Source organism: Pseudomonas sp. OTU5201, from assembly GCF_038440135.1.
Classification (GTDB): domain Bacteria; phylum Pseudomonadota; class Gammaproteobacteria; order Pseudomonadales; family Pseudomonadaceae; genus Metapseudomonas; species Metapseudomonas resinovorans.
Genome location: NZ_JASATC010000034.1, coordinates 26,466 through 44,083 on the forward strand (window position 1 = coordinate 26,466; position 17,618 = coordinate 44,083).

Here is a 17,618-nt window from a genome sequence, read left to right on the forward strand (position 1 = left end):
CCGACCGTTCAGTACTTGCCGTAATAGCCTTCCTTCAAAGCTTCGAAGAGATTGGCGGCGGTATGCACTTCACCGTCGTACTCCACTTCCTCGTTACCGCGCAGCTCCACTTGGGTGCCGTCCTCCAGCTCGAAGCGGTAGACGGTCCTTTCCAGGTCCGCATCCTTCACCAGCACGCCCTGGAAGGCGGCTGGATTGAAGCGGAATGTGGTGCAGCCCTTGAGGCCCTGGCGCCAGGCCTGAAGGTAGATGTCCTTGAACTCTTCGAAGGGGAAGTCCGTGGGCACGTTGGCAGTCTTGGAAATGGAGGAGTCGATCCACTTCTGCGCCGCCGCCTGCATCTCTACGTGCTCGGCTGGGCTGATGTCGTCGGCGCTGACGAAGTAGTCCGGCAGGCGCTGCGCCGGGTGCTCGGCATTCGGCCGCGCCCGGCTGTTGACCAGCGCACGGTAGGCGAGCAGCTCGTAGCTGCACACCTCGATCTTCTCCTTGGTCTTGCGTCCGGGGCGGATCAGGTTGCGCGAATACTGGTGGGCGTAGCTCGGCTCGATGCCGTTGGAGGCGTTGTTCGCCAGGCTCAGGCTGATGGTCCCGGTGGGCGCGATGGAGCTGTGATGGGTGAAGCGCGCGCCCACTTCGGCCAGCTCGGCCACCAGCTCCGGCGCATGTTCGGCAATGCGCTGCATGTAGCGGGAATAGCGGGCATGAAGGATGCGGCCGGGCACCCGGTCGCCGACCTTGTAGCCGTCATCCACCATCTCCGGACGTTTGCGCAACATGGCGGCGGTCACTTCGTAGTCCCGGGCCAGGATGGGGGCTGGGCCTTTCTCCCGGGCCAGCTCCAGGGCGACCTGCCAACCGGCCAGGGCCATCTCCCGCGCAACCTCTTCGGTGAACACACAGGCCTCGGTGCTGCCATAGCGCAACCTGAGCAGCGCCAGGGCAGAGCCCAGGCCGAGGAAGCCCATGCCATGACGGCGCTTGCCAAGGATCTCTTCGCGCTGTTGCTCCAGCGGCAGGCCATTGATCTCCACCACGTTGTCGAGCATCCGGGTGAACACCCGCACCACGGCGCGGAAACGCTCCCAGTCGAAATGGGCGTCTTCACTGAAGGGCTCCTCGACGAAAGCGGTGAGATTGATCGAGCCGAGCAGGCATGATCCATAGGGCGGGAGGGGCTGTTCGCCGCAATTGTGGGCATGCAGGCCATTGCCATCGAAGGCATTGATGCCGGGAACACTTGCGTCGAAGACAGGCTCCTCTGCGCACTCATCCAAGGCTTCCACCGTGGCGATGAAGCGCTGACGATTGGGGGCGCGCTGGTAGCCGGCGAGGGCGGTTTCAAGCCGTTGCGCCTTGTTCCGGTCGGCAAAGCCGATCAACTCGGCATAGCGCACCAGGGATTCGCCGCTGATCACCAACTCGTGCTGAGCCTGGGTGTGATAGAGCGCCTGACCGCTGCGACCATCGGGTAAATAACGCTCTCCGGCTGGCCGTCGCTCGCGGTAGAGGGTAGAGACGACGCCCAGGCGAAGCAGGATGCGCTGTACGGTCTGCAGGCGCGCCAGATCGGACTGCGCCAAGCGGACGGATACGCCCTTTTCCTGTATCCCCTGGACGGAACCGTCGGCATCGAAAAAGCCTCGCAGGAAGCCACGGCAAGCGTCGCTGGAAAGGCGCTCCAGGTTCGGGGTGAGGCACTTGTCCCCGGGTTTCATGCCCAGGGAATAAGCGAGGTCCCGCAGGGCCGCGGACTTCATCCTCCACTCGCCACGCCCGCTTACAGCCACCCACCCGGAAAAGTCCGCCCTGTGACCCAGCCGACGGATACAGCGTAGCGCTTCGTCCATCAGGGAACGGTCAATGCCGCAGTCGTTCTCCGCAGCGGCCAACGGCCAGGCGGAGAGAATCGCCGTGTCCGCCTTGAGGGTGCCGTCGCCCACCAACAGCCCCAGAAGGTAGCCCTCCTCCTGACCGAGATCCCCTGGCCATGCGGCGTTGGCGCGGTGATCAGCAAGCAATACCTGGTCGCCGGGTCGCAACTCGCTGGCGGCGCACCACTGGGTTTCCAGGCGCCAGCGAGTGGTTGCGGTGACCCTGCGCACGCGGTGATCGGCGGTCAGGCGCAGTTGATATCCCTCGCGAGTACGCAGGGCCAACACGGGTCGAATACCGGTCTGGAAGAAACCCTGAGCAGTGGACGGGTAGTCGACACCGTCGACCCGTGCCCAGAAGGGCTGGCCCAGCAATTCACGCACCTGGCGCGGTCCCTCCGCGGTATGCACCCAGGTATCCGCGGTAACGCAAGGATTGGTCGCGCGGATCGCCTCGCACCACCAGTTGTTGTTCAGCTCGTTGACCCGGTCGATGAGGATGAAGCCTGGCTCCGCGAAGTCGTAGGTGGAGACCATGATCATGTCCCACAGGTGCCGGGCCTGGACGCGGCCGTAGACCTTGCAGGCCACCAGGCCGTCCTCGCGGACGATGTAACCGTCGTGCACCGGCCAGTCGCGCCAGATCATCTGGGCAGAGTCGCTGAAGTCCAGCTCATCACGCTCTTTGGGGTGTACCGGGTAGAGCAGTGGCCATTCGGTGTCGTTCTCCACCGCGTGCATGAAAGCGTCGCTGACCAGCAGGCTGAGGTTGAACTGGCGCAGGCGGCCATCCTCGCGCTTGGCGCGAATGAACTCGCGCACGTCCGGGTGGCAGACATCGAAGGTGCCCATCTGCGCGCCGCGGCGGCCGCCGGCGGAGCTCACGGTGAAGCACATCTTGTCGTAGATATCCATGAAGGACAGCGGCCCGCTGGTCTGCGCGCCAGCCCCGGAGACGTACGCGCCATGCGGACGCAAGGTGCTGAACTCGTAGCCGATGCCGCAGCCGGCCTTGAGCGTCAACCCGGCTTCGTGGACCTTGCCGAGGATGTCGTCCATGGAGTCGCGGATGGTGCCGGAAACCGTGCAGTTGATGGTCGAGGTGGCCGGCTTGATGTCCTGGGCGCCTGCATTGGAGATGATTCTTCCAGCAGGAATGGCGCCGTTTCGCAGGGCCCAGAGGAAGCGTTCATACCAATGCTCGCGCGCCGCGGTGTCGGCCTCCACCTCGGACAGTGCACGAGCCACGCGCTGCCAGGTGGCGTCCGGGGTGAGATCGATCGGCGTACCGTCCTTGTGCTTGAGGCGATACTTGCTGTCCCAGATATCCTCCGAGGCCGCCTGCAAGGCAATGCCATGGCTGCCCTGGACCTGCTTGGGCGCTCCCGTCCTGGCCATCCGCTGCCCTCCTTCAATGAAGAGTCCAGACTAGTCTGACCACGAATGCCGGCCGCTGATTCGCATCAATGCGGCCCGCGGCCCCTCTTTCACCTTAGCAGGCACTGCCGATCACCCATGCAAGGTGGGCTGAAGCCCGCCCTTGGGGCGGTTACAACGCTTCCAGGCAGCCGGCGAGACCATCGCCGAGACTCTGCAAAAGGGTCTCGTAACCATTGGCGGCGACCGGTGCATTCATGCCCAGGGCATCCAGCTCGGCCAAGCGCACTTGCAGGCCGGCGGTCAGGGTGTCGGCGAGGCGCGGGCGCACCGGCGGTTCGCTGAACACGCAGCTCGGACCGGCTTTCTGCAGGCGCTCACGCATGGCGGCGACATGGCGGGCGCCGGGCTGCACTTCACCGGCCACGCTGAACACACCGGTATGGCGCAGGCCATAGGCTGCCTCGAAGTAATCGAAGGCTTCGTGGAAGACGAAGAACGGCTTACTGGAAACCTTGGCCATGCGTGCCTTGAGGCGGGCGTCGAGCTGGTCGAGGCGGCCTTCGAATGCTTTCAGGTTGGCTTGGTAGCGGGCGGTGTTGGCCGGATCAACAGTGGCAAGATCGGCGGCCATGCGCGCGGCGATCACCCGAGCATTGGCCGGCAGCAACCAGAGGTGGGCGTCCAGGGAGCCCGGACGGTGGTCATGGTCGTGCTCATGTTCATCGTGGCCCTCCTCTTCATGCTCGTCGTGAAGGGCTTCGAATTGCCGCAGTTGCATGCCAGGAAGCGCCTGCAGCACTACGTTGGGCTTGTCGCGCCCCTGCAGCACTCGAGGCAGGAAGCCTTCCAGGTCCGGGCCGACCCAGTAGAACAGATCCGCCTCGCGCACCCGACGTACGTCGGATGGGCGCAGGGCGTACTGGTGCGGCGAAGCGCCGGGGGGCAATAGCACGTCGGGCTGGCCGGCGCCATCCTGCACGGCGGCAGCGATCAGTTGCAGCGGTTTGATGCTGGTCAGCAGGCGCACGTCGGCCTGGGCCGACAGGGCGCAAGCGCTGAGGAACAGGGAGACGAATAGACGGAACACGGCACAGACTCGGCGGCAAAAGAGTTATAGAATAACGTCTCTTTCCCCAAACGTCGCCGCCACCATGCTCAAGCCGATCAGCGTGAAAGCTCCCCTGGCCTGCCGCCCCCACGACCACTCCCATTGCGTGTCCAGTGCCCTGGCCGAAGCCGATGCCATCTGCAGCCGCGAGGGCCTGCGCCTGACCACCCTGCGCAAACGGGTGCTGGAACTGGTCTGGCAGAGCCACAAGCCGCTGGGTGCCTACGACATCCTTGGCGTGCTGGCCGAAGAAGACGGTCGCCGCGCGGCGCCGCCCACCGTTTACCGTGCCCTGGACTTCTTGCTGGAGAATGGCCTGGTACACCGCATCGCCTCGCTCAACGCCTTCGTCGGCTGCAACCATCCGGGTGATGCCCACCAAGGCCAGTTCCTCATCTGCCGCAACTGCCAGACCGCCATCGAGTTGGAGCAATCCAGCATCAGCCAGGCCATCGTCGACAGCGCCAAGTCCGTCGATTTCGTCGTCGAAGGCCAGACCGTGGAGGTTGTCGGTCTCTGCGCCAGCTGCCAGGTGGCCGCATGAGCGATGTGCTGATCCGCCTGGACAAGGTCGGCGTCGACTTCGCCGGCCAGCCGGTGCTGCAGGACGTTCACCTGGCGGTGAAGGCAGGGGAGATCGTCACCCTGATCGGCCCCAACGGGGCTGGCAAGACCACCCTGGTACGCACCGTACTCGGCCTGCTCAAGCCCGACAGCGGCGAGGTCTGGCGCAAACCGCGCCTGCACATCGGCTACATGCCGCAGAAGCTCCAGGTGGACGCGACGCTGCCTCTGACCGTACTGCGCTTCCTGCGCCTGGTGCCGGGCGTGGACCGCACGAAGGCGCTCGCGGCCCTGGACGAAGTCGGCGCCACCCAGGTCATCGACAGCCCGCTGCAAACCATCTCCGGCGGCGAGCTGCAGCGCGTACTGTTGGCCCGCGCCCTGCTGCGCGAGCCTGAACTGCTGGTGCTGGACGAGCCGGTGCAGGGCGTCGACGTCGCCGGCCAGGCCGAGCTCTACCGCCTGATCACCCGCCTGCGCGACCGCCACGGCTGCGGCGTGCTGATGGTCTCCCACGACCTGCACTTGGTGATGAGCACCACCGACCAGGTGGTCTGCCTGAACCGCCACGTCTGCTGCTCCGGCCACCCGGAACAAGTCAGCTTCGATCCGGCCTTCGTCGAGTTGTTCGGCCAGGACGCCAAGAGCCTGGCCGTCTACCACCACCATCACGATCATGCCCACGACCTGCATGGCGAAGTGGTGAAGACTCCCTTCCCCAACGGCACCCGTTTCACTCCCGTCCACAAGCACGGCCCCGACTGCAACCATGGCTGACTTTCTACTCAACGCCCTGCTCGCCGGCCTCGCGCTGGCCCTGGTGGCCGGCCCCCTCGGTTCCTTCGTGGTCTGGCGGCGCATGGCCTATTTCGGCGACACCCTGTCCCACGCCGCCCTGCTCGGCGTGGCCCTCGGCCTGATGCTGGACGTCAGCCCGACCCTCGCGGTAACCGTCGGCTGCGTCCTGCTCGCCGTGCTGCTGGTGACCCTGCAACAACGCCAGCCGCTGGCCTCGGACACGCTGCTGGGAATCCTCGCTCACAGCACACTGTCACTCGGCCTGGTGGTGCTGAGCTTCATGAGTGAGGTGCGCATCGACCTGATGGCCTACCTGTTCGGCGACTTGCTGGCAGTGAGCCGCACCGACCTCTACTGGATCCTCGGCGGCAGTGCCCTGGTGCTGCTGGTGCTGATCCCCATGTGGAGGCCGTTGCTGGCGATCACCGTGCATGAGGAGCTCGCGCGGGTCGAGGGCCTGCCGGTGGCGGCGATCCGCCTGGCCCTGATGCTGCTGATCGCCATCGTCATCGCCGTCGCCATGAAGATCGTCGGCGTGCTGCTGATCACCTCATTGCTGATCATTCCGGCAGCGGCGGCCCAACGCCACGCCCGCAGCCCTGAACAGATGGCCCTGGGTGCCAGCCTGCTGGGCCTGGTGGCCGTGTGCGTCGGCCTCGCGCTGTCCTGGTTCAAGGACACCCCGGCCGGCCCGTCCATCGTGGTTTCCGCCGCCAGCCTGTTCCTCTTCAGCTTTGCCCTGCCGCGGCGCGCCTGAGGTCGGCAAGCACCAGGGACGCGGCCTTCTCCGCGATCATCAACGTCGGTGAGCAGGTGTTGCCGGAGACGATCTCCGGCATCACCGAGGCATCGGCGATGCGCAATCCCGGCACCCCGTGCACCTTCAGTTCGGCGTCCACCACGGCCTCCTGCCCCTGGCCCATGCGGCAGGTGCCCACCGGGTGGAAGATAGTGGTGCCGATCTGGCCCGCCGCCTCATGCAGATCCTTTTCGCTCTGCAGCGCCGAACCTGGCAGGTACTCTTCCGGCCGATAGCGCGCCAGGGCCGGCGCGGCTGCAATGCGCCGGGTCAGGCGGATGGCGTCGGCCGCCACACGCAGATCCTCGACGTGACTCAGGTAGTTGGGCTGGATCAGCGGCGGTGCCCTGTGATCGACGGAACGGATATCCACCCGACCCCGACTCTGTGGACGCAGGTTACACACCGAAGCGGTGAAAGCCGGGAAGGGGTGCAGCGGCTCACCGAAGCGCTCCAGGGACAACGGCTGCACGTGGTACTCGAGGTTCGCGCGCGTCTGCTCCGGACCTGAGCGAACGAAAGCACCCAACTGGCTCGGCGCCATGGCCAGCGGCCCGCTGCGGCTGGCCAGATAACGCAGCCCCATGCCGAGCTTGCCCCACAGGCTGCCCGCCATCTGGTTCAGGGTTGGCACGCCGGACACCTTGAAGATCAGCCGAAGCTGCAAGTGGTCCTGCAGGTTGCCACCCACTCCGGCCAGTTCATGTCGCACGCCGACACCGAGGCGCTCCAGCAATGGCCTGGGGCCGATCCCTGAACGTTGCAGCAGCACGGGCGAGCCGACCGCGCCGGCACAGAGGATCACCTCTCGCCTCGCGCGAAACTCCTGCTGCAGACCCTCCCAGCGTCCTGACACACCCACCGCGCGGCCTTGCTCCAGCAACAGGCGATGCACCTCGACGCCCGCCCAAACCGTCAGGTTCGGTCGCTGCAGGACCGGTCGCAGGAACGCCTTGGATGCGTTCCAACGCACGCCGCTGCGCTGGTTGACCTGGAAATAGCCACAGCCCTGGTTGTCACCGGTGTTGAAGTCTTCCACCGGGGCGATGCCGCATTCACCGGCGGCCTGGCGGAACGCATCGAGGATTTCCCACGACAGCCGCTGGCGCTCCACTCGCCATTCGCCGGTGTCGTTGTGGAACTCACTGGCGCCGGCGAAGTGGTTCTCGCTCTTGCGGAACAATGGCAGCACGTCGTCCCAGCTCCAGCCCGGATTGCCCAGCTCGGCCCAGCGGTCGTAGTCGGCGGCCTGGCCGCGCATGTAGATCATCCCGTTGATCGAGGAACTGCCGCCCAGCACCCGTCCACGCGGGTAGCCCAGGCTGCGGCCATGCAGGCCGGGTTCGGCTTCAGTGCGAAAGCACCAGTCGGTGCGCGGGTTGCCGATGCAATAAAGGTAGCCGACCGGGATATGAATCCAGGGATAGCTGTCGCGACCGCCAGCCTCCAGCAGCAATACGCGCACGCTCGGATCGGCCGAGAGCCGATTGGCCAACAGGCAACCGGCCGGGCCGGCGCCGACGATGAGGTAGTCGAATTCCTGGTGGACTGGGTACATGGCACTCCTCGCCGTTCCTGTCGTTATGGCCAGCCATCTTGCAGCAACTCCAGGCCGGACAGGAGCCGAGAAAGGTCCGCAAGACCGATCAGATGCCTCCAGAAATGCCATCCTCGCGGCCGATTTGCCCCTACTTTTTGTCCTGAGCAGTGCCACCGTGTAGAATCGCGCGTTTTTTGAGCAATCAGAGACCCGCCGGAATGAAGCTGTTCGCCACTCGTTGCCTGCCCGTTGTCGCCTTTTCCCTGCTGCTGGCTGCCTGCCAGACCGCCCAGCAAGTGGCCGACGTACCAACGGACGAACTGGTTAGCAGCTTCCGCCAACTTGACCAGGACCTGTCCGAAGGCAAGCTCACCGAGGCCGAAGGCCGCCTCAAGGGCCTCGAAAGCGCCGCCGCTGGCGATACTCGCCTCGAGCAATACCAGCGTCAGCTTGCCGATGCCTGGCTGAAGCGCGGCCAGACCGCGCTGCAGCAAGGCGACCTGGACACTGCCGCCAAGGCGCTCAGCCATGCCCGCAGCCTCCTGCCCCAGGCCCCCGCCTTGGCCACCGGCCTGGGCGGCGCCCTCGACAAGGCCCGTGAAGCGGCCGAAAACCGTGCCGAGGAAGCCCGCCACGCCGCCGAGGCCGCAACCGCCAAGGAAAATGCGGCTCGCCTGGAGCAGGCCCGCCAACTGCGCGAAGCGGCCGAGCGCCAGGCCGCGGCTATCCAGGCTCAAACCACCCTGCCCAATGCGCCCCAGGGCGACAACCCCATCGTCCAGACCACCAAGCCGCTGCGCGCCCTGTCGCCGCTGGTGGAAATGCCAATGCTGGATCGCGATGACAACGAAAACCTGCGCCGCCTGCTGGACAGCGTGGCCACTGACATCGTTGCCCACGACTGCGCCGTGCAGATCCAGGTGCGCGAAGCCAAGGACTACCCCTGGGTCGCCGCCCTGCTGTCGGCACGGGTGAAAAAGCTCGACCCCAACTTCAAGACTCAATACAGCCAGGCCCTGAAGCCCGACCAGGTGCCGCGCCTGGTACTCAGCCCGCGTCACTGAACGCTTCTCGCTGGCGGCATCTAGACTGGGCGAAGTCCGTCTATCGCTTATTCCTTGTTGCTATAGCCATAGGTCCAGAAAGATTTTCTGTGCCTATGTGCCAACAGGTAAACTTGCCGGTTTTTAGCCGATCCGGCTAACGACGAACCCACAAGGTTTCCGCAGTGATCGAATTTCATAACGTCCACAAGGCGTACCGCGTCGAAGGCCGCGAGATCCCAGCCCTGCAGCCGACCGACCTGGCCATCCAGAGTGGCGAAGTGTTCGGCCTGATCGGTCATTCAGGCGCCGGCAAGAGCACCCTGCTGCGCTTGATCAACCGCTTGGAAGAACCCTCCGGCGGTCGCATCGTCATCGATGGCGAAGACATCACCGCCCTCGACAGCGAAGGCCTGCGCCGTTTCCGCCAGCGCGTTGGGATGATCTTCCAGCACTTCAATCTGCTGTCGTCCAAGACCGTGGCCGAGAACGTCGCCCTGCCACTCAAGCTAGCCGGTGAACTGTCGCGCAGCGAGATCGATCGCCGCGTTGCCGAACTGCTGGCCCGCGTCGGCCTAAGCGACCACGCGCGCAAGTACCCGGCTCAGCTTTCCGGCGGCCAGAAGCAGCGCGTCGGCATCGCCCGCGCCCTGGCCACACAGCCGAAGATCCTACTCTGCGACGAGGCCACCAGCGCCCTCGACCCGCAGACCACCGCGCAGGTTCTGCAACTGCTGGCCGAGATCAACCGTGAACTGAAACTCACCATCGTCCTCATCACCCACGAGATGGATGTGATCCGCCGGGTCTGCGACCGCGTGGCAGTCATGGATGGTGGCGTGATCGTCGAGCAAGGTGCGGTGGCCGATGTTTTCCTGCATCCCCGGCACGCCACCACCCAGCGCTTCGTGCTCGAGGACGAGCACGTCGACGAGGGCGAGCAGCGCGATGACTTCGCCCACGTCGCCGGCCGCATCCTGCGCCTGACCTTCCGCGGCGAAGCGACCTACTCCCCGCTGCTGGGCACCGTCGCGCGCCAGACCGGCGTTGACTACAGCATCCTTGCCGGGCGCATCGACCGCATCAAGGACACCCCCTACGGCCAGCTGACCCTGGCCCTGACCGGCGGCGACATTGACGCCGCGCTTGCCTGCTTCCGCGAGGCCGACGTGCACCTGGAGATCCTGCGCTGATGGACGCCCTGCTCGCCAATATCGACTGGTATGAAATCTGGCTCGCCACCGTCGACACCTTCCTGATGCTAGGCGGCTCGCTGCTGTTCACCGTGCTGCTCGGCCTGCCGCTGGGCGTGCTGCTGTTCCTCACCGGCCCGCGCCAGCTGTTCGAACAGAAGGCCGTGTACGGTCTGCTGTCGCTGCTGGTCAACGTGCTGCGCTCGCTGCCCTTCATCATCCTGCTGATTGTGATGATTCCCTTCACCGTGTTCATCACCGGCACCTCCCTGGGCGTTGCCGGTGCCATCCCGCCGCTGGTGGTCGGTGCCACACCGTTCTTCGCGCGCTTGGTGGAAACCGCCCTGCGCGAAGTGGACAGGGGCATCCTCGAAGCGACCCAGGCGATGGGCGCCACCACCCGGCAGATCATCGTCAACGCACTGCTACCGGAAGCGCGGCCGGGCATCTTCGCTGCCATTACCGTCACGGCCATCACCCTGGTGTCCTACACCGCGATGGCGGGTGTGGTGGGCGCGGGCGGCCTGGGCGACCTGGCCATCCGCTTCGGCTACCAGCGTTTCCAGACCGACGTGATGGTAGTCACCGTGATCCTGCTGCTGGTGCTCGTACAAATCCTGCAAACCGTCGGCGACAAGCTGGTGGTGCACTTCTCTCGTAAATAACCCAGGCCGGCGCAGACCGCGCCGCCAGATGACTTCCCACAAGGAGCCGCTCATGAAGAAACTGCTGGTGGCCTTCGCCGCCCTGACCGCCCTCTCCGCCCAAGCCGACACCCTGAAAGTCGCCGCCACCCCGGTGCCCCACGCGGAGATCCTCGAATTCATCCAGCCGCAGCTGGCCAAAGAAGGCGTGGACCTGCAGGTGAAAGTCTTCACCGACTACGTACAGCCTAACGTGCAGGTCGCCGAAGGCCGCCTGGACGCCAACTTCTTCCAGCACCAGCCCTACCTCGACGAGTTCAACAAGGCCCGTCAGACCAAGGTGAAACTGGTATCCGTGGTGGGTGTGCACGTCGAGCCCTTCGGCGCTTACTCCAGCAAGGTGAAATCCCTGGCCGAACTGCCCGAAGGCGCCCAGGTGGTCATCCCCAACGACGCCACCAACGGCGGCCGTGCCCTGCTGCTGCTGGACAAGGCCGGCGTGATCAAGCTGAAGGACAACACCAGCATCACCGCCACCCCGAAGGACATCCTCGAGAATCCGAAGGGTATCAAGGTGCGCGAGCTCGAAGCCGCGACCCTGCCGCGCGTGCTGAACCAGGTTGACCTGGCGCTGATCAACACCAACTACGCCCTGGAAGCCAAGCTGAACCCCACCAAGGACGCCCTGGTGATCGAAGGCAGCGACTCGCCCTACGTGAACATCCTGGTTGCCCGCGAGGACAACAAGGCCAGCGCCGACATGCAGAAACTGGCCAAGGCCCTGAACAGCCCCGAGGTGAAGAAGTTCATCGAGGAGAAGTACAAAGGCGCCGTGGTGCCGGCGTTCTGATCGCTATCGCTGCAATGAGAAAGCCCGCTCAGATGAGCGGGCTTTTTTGTGGATGTCTGTAGGGGCGAATGAATTCGCCCCTACAAGGTCTCCCGCATTCAGCCCTTCGGCGTCACCAACCCCGGCAGTTGCTCCTTGAGCTTCTGGTTGTTCAGCGGCGAGCGGATGAAGCCGCGCTGGGTACCGTCCGGGCCCAGGACCACCAGGTTGCCGCTGTGGTCGACGGTGTAGTTTTCCTTGCTGGTGTCAGCCGGTATGAAGGGGATGCTTACCGCATTGGAGAGTTTCTGCAGGGTCGGCAGGTCGGCGGTCAGGCCGATGAAGGCCGGGTCAAAGTAGCCCAGGTACTGCTTGAGCTGTTGTGGTGTGTCGCGGTTGGGGTCGACGCTGACGAGGATGATCTGCAGGTTGTTGCGCGCCGCCTCCGGCAGCAGGCCTTTGAGTTCGCGCATCTGCGCCAGTGTGGTGGGGCAGATGTCCGGGCAGAAGGTGTAGCCGAAGAACACCAGGCTCCACTTGTCCTTGAACTGGTCGACGCGCATCTTTTCACCGTCCTGGTTAGTCATTTCCAGCGCCGGCAGGGTGCGGCTCTGCGGCAGCAGGACGATGCCGGCATCGAGCAATTTGGTCGGGTCGGCCTGAGCCTGGCTGGTCAGGACTTTGTGCACGGTGAGGCCGAGCACCACAGCAACCAGGGCGACGAGGACGAATACGGTTTTCTGGATTCTGGTCATAGGTTCAGCATCAGGTAGTGGTCCACCAGCAGGGCGATGAACAGCAGGAAGAGGTAGGCGATAGAGTACTTGAAGGTCCTGATCGCCGCGTGTGGTTTGCTGTCACGGTACAGCACCCAGGCCCACTGCAGGAACCGCGCGCCCAAGGCCACCGCGCATACCAGGTACAGCACGCCGCTCATGTGGATGGCGTACGGCAGCAGGCTCACGGCGAACATCACCAGGGTGTAGAGCAGGATGTGTACCTTGGTGTAGTGCTCACCGTGCGTTACCGGCAGCATCGGGATATCGGCCTTGGCGTATTCCTCTTTGCGATGAATGGCGAGCGCCCAGAAGTGCGGCGGGGTCCAGGCGAAGATGATCAGTACCAGCAGCAGCGGTTCGGCGGACAGGTGACCGGTGACCGCCACCCAGCCGAGCAGCGGCGGTGCGGCACCGGCCAGGCCGCCGATGACGATGTTCTGTGGCGTGGCGCGCTTGAGGAAACCGGTGTAGAGCACCGCATAACCCACCAGCGAAGCCAGGGTGAGCCAGGCCGTCAGTTCGTTGGTGAAGGCCAGCAGCAAAGCCTGGCCGACGAGCGCCAGGATGAAGGCGAACGCCAGGGCCGCGACCGGAGAGACCCGCCCATTCACCACCGGGCGCTTCAGCGTCCGCGCCATGATCGAATCGATGCGCCGGTCCACCACATGGTTGACGGCCGCTGCAGCGCCCGCGCAGAGGCCGATGCCGAGATTGCCGAACAGCAGCACCGTCCAGGGCACACCGGCGCGCGTGGCGAGGAACATGCCCACCAACGAGGTGATCAGCATCAGCACCACCACCTTGGGCTTGGTCAGCTCCAGATAGTCGCGCCAGCTGGCGTGGGCCTGGCTGTGTCCTTGGCTGAGCAGAGTGGCCATGGTGTGTTCTCCTTATTTGCTGTGCGAAGTGATCACCGTAGGAGCGAGCTCTGCTCGCGAATCCCCGGCAATTTCGCGTTCGCGAGCAGAGCTCGCTCCTACTAAGAGACCCGGGTGACGCACCCGGTAATTCACTGAAACCAGCACCAGCAGCAGCAGAGCGCCGCCGCCGTTGTGAGCCACTGCCACCGGCAGCGGCAGATGGAACATCACGTTGCTGATGCCCAGTCCCACCTGCAGGCAGAGCGCCGCCAGCAGCAGTCCGGCAAGCCGTGACAGTCCGTTGCGATGGAGTTGCCAGATGACGCCCAGCAGCACGAGGGTCACGGCCAGCGCACCGAGGCGGTGAGTCATGTGAATGGCGGTGCGGGCGTCGCTGTCGAGCTGGCCGCCCAGGTAGTTCGGGCCAATGTGCTGAGTCAGGTGGAAGCCATTGGCGAAGTCCATCGCTGGCCACCACTCGCCGTGGCAGGTGGGCAGGTCGACACAGGCTACCGCGGCATAGTTGGAGCTGACCCAGCCGCCCAGCGCGATCTGCCCGACCACCAGTACCAGCCCCAAGGCTGCCCAGCGCCGCAGTCGGGACGGCAGCTCGACAGCGGGGAAGGCGTTGGACAGCCGCAGACAGAGCAGCAACAACAGTGACAGGGTGGTGAAACCGCCCAACAGATGAGCGGTGACGACCTGAGGCCAAAGCTGCAGGGTCACCGTCCACATGCCGAACGCGGCCTGTGCGATCACCACGCCCACCAGCAGCAACGGCAACTTCAGTGGCTGTCCGTCTTGACCACGCTGGTGCACGGCATGGACGGCAAGGCCGAGGATCACTAGCCCCAGGGTACCGGCGAAATAGCGGTGGACCATTTCGTTCCAGCCCTTGTCGGCTTCCACCGGTGCGTGGGGGAAGTTGGCTTCGGCGTGGGCCAGTTGGGCTTCGGTCTGCGGCACGGCGATGAAGCCGTAGCAGCCGGGCCAGTCCGGGCAACCGAGGCCGGCATGGGTCAGGCGGGTGTAGGCACCCAGTAGCACGACCACCACTGCCAGCAGCGTGGCGAACAGCGCGAGGCGGAATCCGGGCCGGCTCTTGTACTTATCCACAGCAACCGCTCCTCACCTTTCCAGTGAAAGGGCTCGTTCAACCGATATTGGACAGCTTCAGCAGGTGGCGCAGGTCGTTGAGAATCTGCTTTCCCTTCGTGGTGCCGTCATAGCGCAGGACCAGGTTGCCATGGGGGTCGACTATCCACAGCAAGGCGCCGCCCAGGTTCTCGGTGCTCTTGCCGTAGGCGCCGGCATCCAGGCCATAGCGCTTGAGCTGTGGGTACTCTTGCTTGAGCTTGTCGGCGTAATCCGCTGGCAACCCGGTAACGGCCAGGGCGTGGCTGGCGCGGGAGGCATCGCGACCCAGACCAATATGGATTTGCCGCGCGGCATAGACCAACGCCTGGCAATCGGCCTCGCAGCCGGCCGGAGCGGTCACCAGCAGTTGCCAGGTTTCCTGCGGCGCCGCGTCCTGCACGCCGAGGTCAGCCAGCGTCTGTCCATTGCCAATCAGGACGCCGTGATAGCTGCGGCCTTCCGGCACCCAGAAACTGAACTTGTACATGGCCGTGGCAAGCATCATCGGGCCGATCACCACCATCAGGATCAGCAGCAGTTGAATCCGCCCACGGCGGCGCGGCGGTGCGGCCTCAGGCATGGCGAGTGCTGGGTTCATTGTTGTTCTCCCGTCCTTTGCGCAATCCGAAATAGATGAAAAGACCGAACAGGGCCGCCGCCAGGGCGAACCACTGCACGGCGTAGCCAAGGTGCTTTTCCGGTCCCATGGCGACCACCGCCCAGTCGGTGCGGTAAGCCGCCGCGCCTTCTTCCAGGCGCAGCTCCAGGGGCAGGCCGCTGCGACCGAGGTGCTGCCAGAGACCCGCGGTATCCACCTGGTTGATCAGTTGCGGCCAGCCGGCCGTTTCGAGATGTTTGAGTTCGAAGGCAGCGCCCGGCGGCACGTAGGCCCAGGCAACGAGTTCCAACTCGCCTACCGGGGTAGTGAAGGCTGGCGCCACGCGGCGGTCCGGCCAGGGCAGCCAGCCACGGTTGACCAGGAGCCATTGCCCGCTGGTGCTGTCCTGAAAGGGTTGCAGCAACTCGATGCCGGCCTTGCCGTCGCGGATGCGGCTGTCCAGAAGCAGGCTGTGCGCCGCGTCGAAATGGCCGTGCAGGCGTACACGCAGGTAGGCGGGAGCGGGGCTGGCGAAGAGGTGCTCGATCGCAACAGGCGAGGCAATGCGGCGGGCATCAGCGGCGGCCAGTAGCTGGCGTTTTTCTTCCGCGCGGGAGAGCTGCCAGAAGCCCAGCCCGAGCAACACCGGCAGCAGGGCCAGCACCACCAGGGTGGGCACCAGGCCGGGCCGGAAGGCGCTCACGAGCGCCGTCCGTGAGGCTGAGCAGGGCTGGCTATACTGCACAACATCCCCCTTCCCCCGGAGTCACGCATGCTCAAGGCAGCGATCGTCCTCATGTTGCTTGCCACGGTGGTCAGCCTGTTCAGCGGCCTTTTCTTCCTGGTCAAGGACGAAGGCCGCAGCTCCCGCGTGGTCAATGCGCTAACGGTTCGTGTGGTCCTGGCCGCCCTGACCCTGGCGCTCATCGCCTGGGGTTTCTACAGCGGCCAGTTCGTTTCTCAAGTCACCTGGTAGACCGGAAGCCCCCACCTCCGGCCACCGTTTTCACAGCACGTAGACGAATGTGAACAGGCCGATCCACACCACGTCCACGAAGTGCCAGTACCAGGCCGCCGCCTCGAAGCCGAAATGGTGATCGCTGTCGAAGTGGCCACGCAGGATTCGGATCAGCATCACCGTCAGGATCAGCGCCCCCATGGTTACGTGGGCACCGTGGAATCCGGTGAGCATGAAGAAAGTGGCCCCGTAGATGCCCGACCCCAGGGTCAGCCCCAGCTCCTTGTAGGCATGGATGTATTCCTCGGCCTGGAAGCCCAGGAACACCACACCCAGCAGGATGGTCGCCGCCAGCCAGGCCTTGAGCGGGCCACGCTTGTTTTTGCGCAGGGCATGGTGGGCGAAGGTCACGGTGAAACTGGACGTCACCAGCAAAAGGGTGTTGATCAGCGGCAGGTGCCAGGGGTCGATCACCGCCTTGGGCGGTGGGAACAGCTTGGAATCCGGGTTCTCCAGCAGCGGCCAGGCGTACTCGAAACTCGGCCAGAGCATGTTGGCGATACCCTTGTCGCCTTCGCCTCCAAGCCAGGGGCCGGCGAAGTAGCGAACATAGAAGAGGGCGCCGAAGAAGGCGGCGAAAAACATCACTTCGGAAAAGATGAACCAGCTCATGCCCCAGCGGAAGGAACGGTCCATCTGCCCGCTGTACAGGCCCGACCGGCTCTCGCGGATCACCGCGCCGAACCAGCCGAACATCATGTAGGCGATCAACAGTCCGCCGACGAAGAATATCATCGGCCCGTTGGATTCCGGGCGGTCGTACTTCAGGTCGTTGAACCAGGTTCCCAGCCCATAGACCGTGACCAGCAAGGCAATGGTGGCGATGATCGGCCACTTGCTCTGGGCCGGAACGTAATAGTGCTCGTGACTTGCCATCGTTGTTGTTCTCCTTATCGTCCCGTCAGCCGTCATTCCTGGCGACTGGTGGCTTGCGGGCGGTGATATCGAACAGCGTGTATGCGAGGGTCAGGTGATGCACATCGGCCGGCAGGTCACGGTCAACGATGAAGCGCACCGGCATCTCGATGCGCTCGCCGGGCTGCAGGACCTGCTGGGTGAAACAGAAGCATTCGGTCTTGTGGAAGAACGCCGCCGCCTTGGATGGCGCCACGCTGGGAATGGCCTGAGCCATCATCGGCTTGTCGGTGGGGTTGTAGGCGATGAACAGCATCTCGTTGCTCGCGCCCGGATGCACCACCAGGTCGTCCGCCTTGGGGCGAAATTCCCAGGTCATCCCGGCCGCGTTGGTGGCGAGGAACTGCACCCGCACCTGGCGCTGCTGGTCTTCGGTCTGGGCGCCCTCGTAGGCCGACCCCGTGGTCTTGCCGTTGATGCCGAAGGCCTGGCACATCACGTCGTAGATCGGCACCAGGGCAAAACCGAAGCCGAACATCGCCACCACCAGCACCAACAGGCGCTGGATCAGGCGGCGAGTGCTCAATTCCCCGCTCATC

At 64.8% G+C, this 17,618-nt stretch carries 18 protein-coding genes; 8 read left to right on the forward strand and 10 right to left on the reverse strand.

The window, feature by feature from the left end; genetic code table 11:
- Window positions 1–8 precede the first annotated feature (8 nt).
- Window positions 9–3,272, reverse strand: a complete 3,264-nt coding sequence (locus AAHM40_RS19855; protein WP_342246171.1) for an LAGLIDADG family homing endonuclease — start codon at window positions 3,270–3,272, stop codon at window positions 9–11.
- A gap of 151 nt (window positions 3,273–3,423) precedes the next feature.
- Complete coding sequence (locus tag AAHM40_RS19860; protein ID WP_342246172.1) at window positions 3,424–4,341, reverse strand: zinc ABC transporter substrate-binding protein; 918 nt, start codon at window positions 4,339–4,341, stop codon at window positions 3,424–3,426.
- Between the two features lie 64 nt (window positions 4,342–4,405).
- Here AAHM40_RS19860 and AAHM40_RS19865 point away from each other — a divergent pair, with 64 nt between their 5' ends.
- Genes AAHM40_RS19865 through znuB form a run of 3 tightly spaced genes read left to right on the forward strand, consistent with a single transcriptional unit; the run spans window position 4,406 to window position 6,481 of the window.
- Window positions 4,406–4,906, forward strand: coding sequence for a Fur family transcriptional regulator (locus AAHM40_RS19865; protein WP_342246173.1), 501 nt, complete (start codon window positions 4,406–4,408; stop codon window positions 4,904–4,906).
- On the forward strand, window positions 4,903–5,703 hold the full coding sequence (gene znuC / locus AAHM40_RS19870) for a zinc ABC transporter ATP-binding protein ZnuC (RefSeq protein WP_342246174.1): 801 nt from the start codon (window positions 4,903–4,905) through the stop codon (window positions 5,701–5,703). The genes AAHM40_RS19865 and znuC overlap by 4 nt, the downstream gene beginning before the upstream one ends.
- Window positions 5,696–6,481 carry a zinc ABC transporter permease subunit ZnuB gene (gene znuB / locus AAHM40_RS19875; protein ID WP_342246175.1) on the forward strand — a complete coding sequence of 262 codons (786 nt, stop codon included), beginning with the start codon at window positions 5,696–5,698 and terminating at the stop codon, window positions 6,479–6,481. Before znuC ends, znuB begins: the two co-directional genes overlap by 8 nt.
- Here znuB and AAHM40_RS19880 read toward each other — a convergent pair.
- A complete protein-coding gene (locus AAHM40_RS19880) occupies window positions 6,453–8,081 on the reverse strand; it encodes a GMC family oxidoreductase (RefSeq protein ID WP_342246176.1) in 1,629 nt (542 codons plus the stop codon). The two genes, znuB and AAHM40_RS19880, sit on opposite strands and share 29 nt — an antisense overlap.
- 200 nt (window positions 8,082–8,281) lie before the next feature.
- On the opposite strand from AAHM40_RS19880, the gene AAHM40_RS19885 reads away from it, so the two are divergent.
- The 4 genes from AAHM40_RS19885 (at window position 8,282) to AAHM40_RS19900 (ending at window position 11,793) form a co-directional block, all read left to right on the forward strand.
- Window positions 8,282–9,127, forward strand: a complete 846-nt coding sequence (locus AAHM40_RS19885) for a PA5502 family lipoprotein (protein WP_342246177.1) — start codon at window positions 8,282–8,284, stop codon at window positions 9,125–9,127.
- Window positions 9,128–9,291: 164 nt separating this feature from the next.
- Window positions 9,292–10,299 carry a methionine ABC transporter ATP-binding protein gene (locus AAHM40_RS19890; RefSeq protein ID WP_342246178.1) on the forward strand — a complete coding sequence of 336 codons (1,008 nt, stop codon included), beginning with the start codon at window positions 9,292–9,294 and terminating at the stop codon, window positions 10,297–10,299.
- Entirely contained in the window at window positions 10,299–10,964 is a 666-nt protein-coding gene (locus AAHM40_RS19895; protein ID WP_028627074.1) for a methionine ABC transporter permease, read from the forward strand. The genes AAHM40_RS19890 and AAHM40_RS19895 overlap by 1 nt, the downstream gene beginning before the upstream one ends.
- A gap of 52 nt (window positions 10,965–11,016) precedes the next feature.
- Window positions 11,017–11,793: a MetQ/NlpA family ABC transporter substrate-binding protein gene (locus AAHM40_RS19900; RefSeq protein ID WP_342246179.1), complete on the forward strand. Its 777-nt coding sequence runs from the start codon at window positions 11,017–11,019 to the stop codon at window positions 11,791–11,793.
- A 98-nt stretch (window positions 11,794–11,891) separates the two neighbouring features.
- Here AAHM40_RS19900 and AAHM40_RS19905 read toward each other — a convergent pair whose 3' ends face one another.
- The 5 genes from AAHM40_RS19905 to AAHM40_RS19925 are packed head-to-tail and all read right to left on the reverse strand — an operon-like array spanning window position 11,892 to window position 15,849.
- On the reverse strand, window positions 11,892–12,527 hold the full coding sequence (locus AAHM40_RS19905) for an SCO family protein (RefSeq protein WP_280285100.1): 636 nt from the start codon (window positions 12,525–12,527) through the stop codon (window positions 11,892–11,894).
- Window positions 12,524–13,429, reverse strand: coding sequence for a heme o synthase (cyoE, locus tag AAHM40_RS19910; RefSeq protein ID WP_342246180.1), 906 nt, complete (start codon window positions 13,427–13,429; stop codon window positions 12,524–12,526). Before cyoE ends, AAHM40_RS19905 begins: the two co-directional genes overlap by 4 nt.
- Window positions 13,430–13,441: 12 nt before the next feature.
- The gene (locus AAHM40_RS19915; RefSeq protein WP_342246181.1) at window positions 13,442–14,527 is read right to left on the reverse strand and encodes a COX15/CtaA family protein; all 1,086 of its coding nucleotides are present in this window, start codon (window positions 14,525–14,527) and stop codon (window positions 13,442–13,444) included.
- A gap of 37 nt (window positions 14,528–14,564) precedes the next feature.
- Window positions 14,565–15,146, reverse strand: coding sequence for a hypothetical protein (locus tag AAHM40_RS19920; protein WP_446731597.1), 582 nt, complete (start codon window positions 15,144–15,146; stop codon window positions 14,565–14,567).
- Window positions 15,121–15,849 (reverse strand): SURF1 family protein, encoded by a 729-nt coding sequence (locus AAHM40_RS19925; protein ID WP_342246182.1) that lies wholly within the window; start codon window positions 15,847–15,849, stop codon window positions 15,121–15,123. Before AAHM40_RS19925 ends, AAHM40_RS19920 begins: the two co-directional genes overlap by 26 nt.
- Before the next feature lie 69 nt (window positions 15,850–15,918).
- Between AAHM40_RS19925 and AAHM40_RS19930 the strand changes: the two genes are divergently transcribed.
- On the forward strand, window positions 15,919–16,122 hold the full coding sequence (locus tag AAHM40_RS19930) for a twin transmembrane helix small protein (protein WP_028627068.1): 204 nt from the start codon (window positions 15,919–15,921) through the stop codon (window positions 16,120–16,122).
- A 30-nt stretch (window positions 16,123–16,152) separates the two neighbouring features.
- Here AAHM40_RS19930 and AAHM40_RS19935 read toward each other — a convergent pair whose 3' ends face one another.
- Window positions 16,153–17,040 carry a cytochrome c oxidase subunit 3 gene (locus tag AAHM40_RS19935; RefSeq protein WP_342246183.1) on the reverse strand — a complete coding sequence of 296 codons (888 nt, stop codon included), beginning with the start codon at window positions 17,038–17,040 and terminating at the stop codon, window positions 16,153–16,155.
- A gap of 25 nt (window positions 17,041–17,065) precedes the next feature.
- On the reverse strand, window positions 17,066–17,617 hold the full coding sequence (locus AAHM40_RS19940) for a cytochrome c oxidase assembly protein (protein WP_342246184.1): 552 nt from the start codon (window positions 17,615–17,617) through the stop codon (window positions 17,066–17,068).
- Between the last annotated feature and the right edge of the window lies 1 nt (window position 17,618).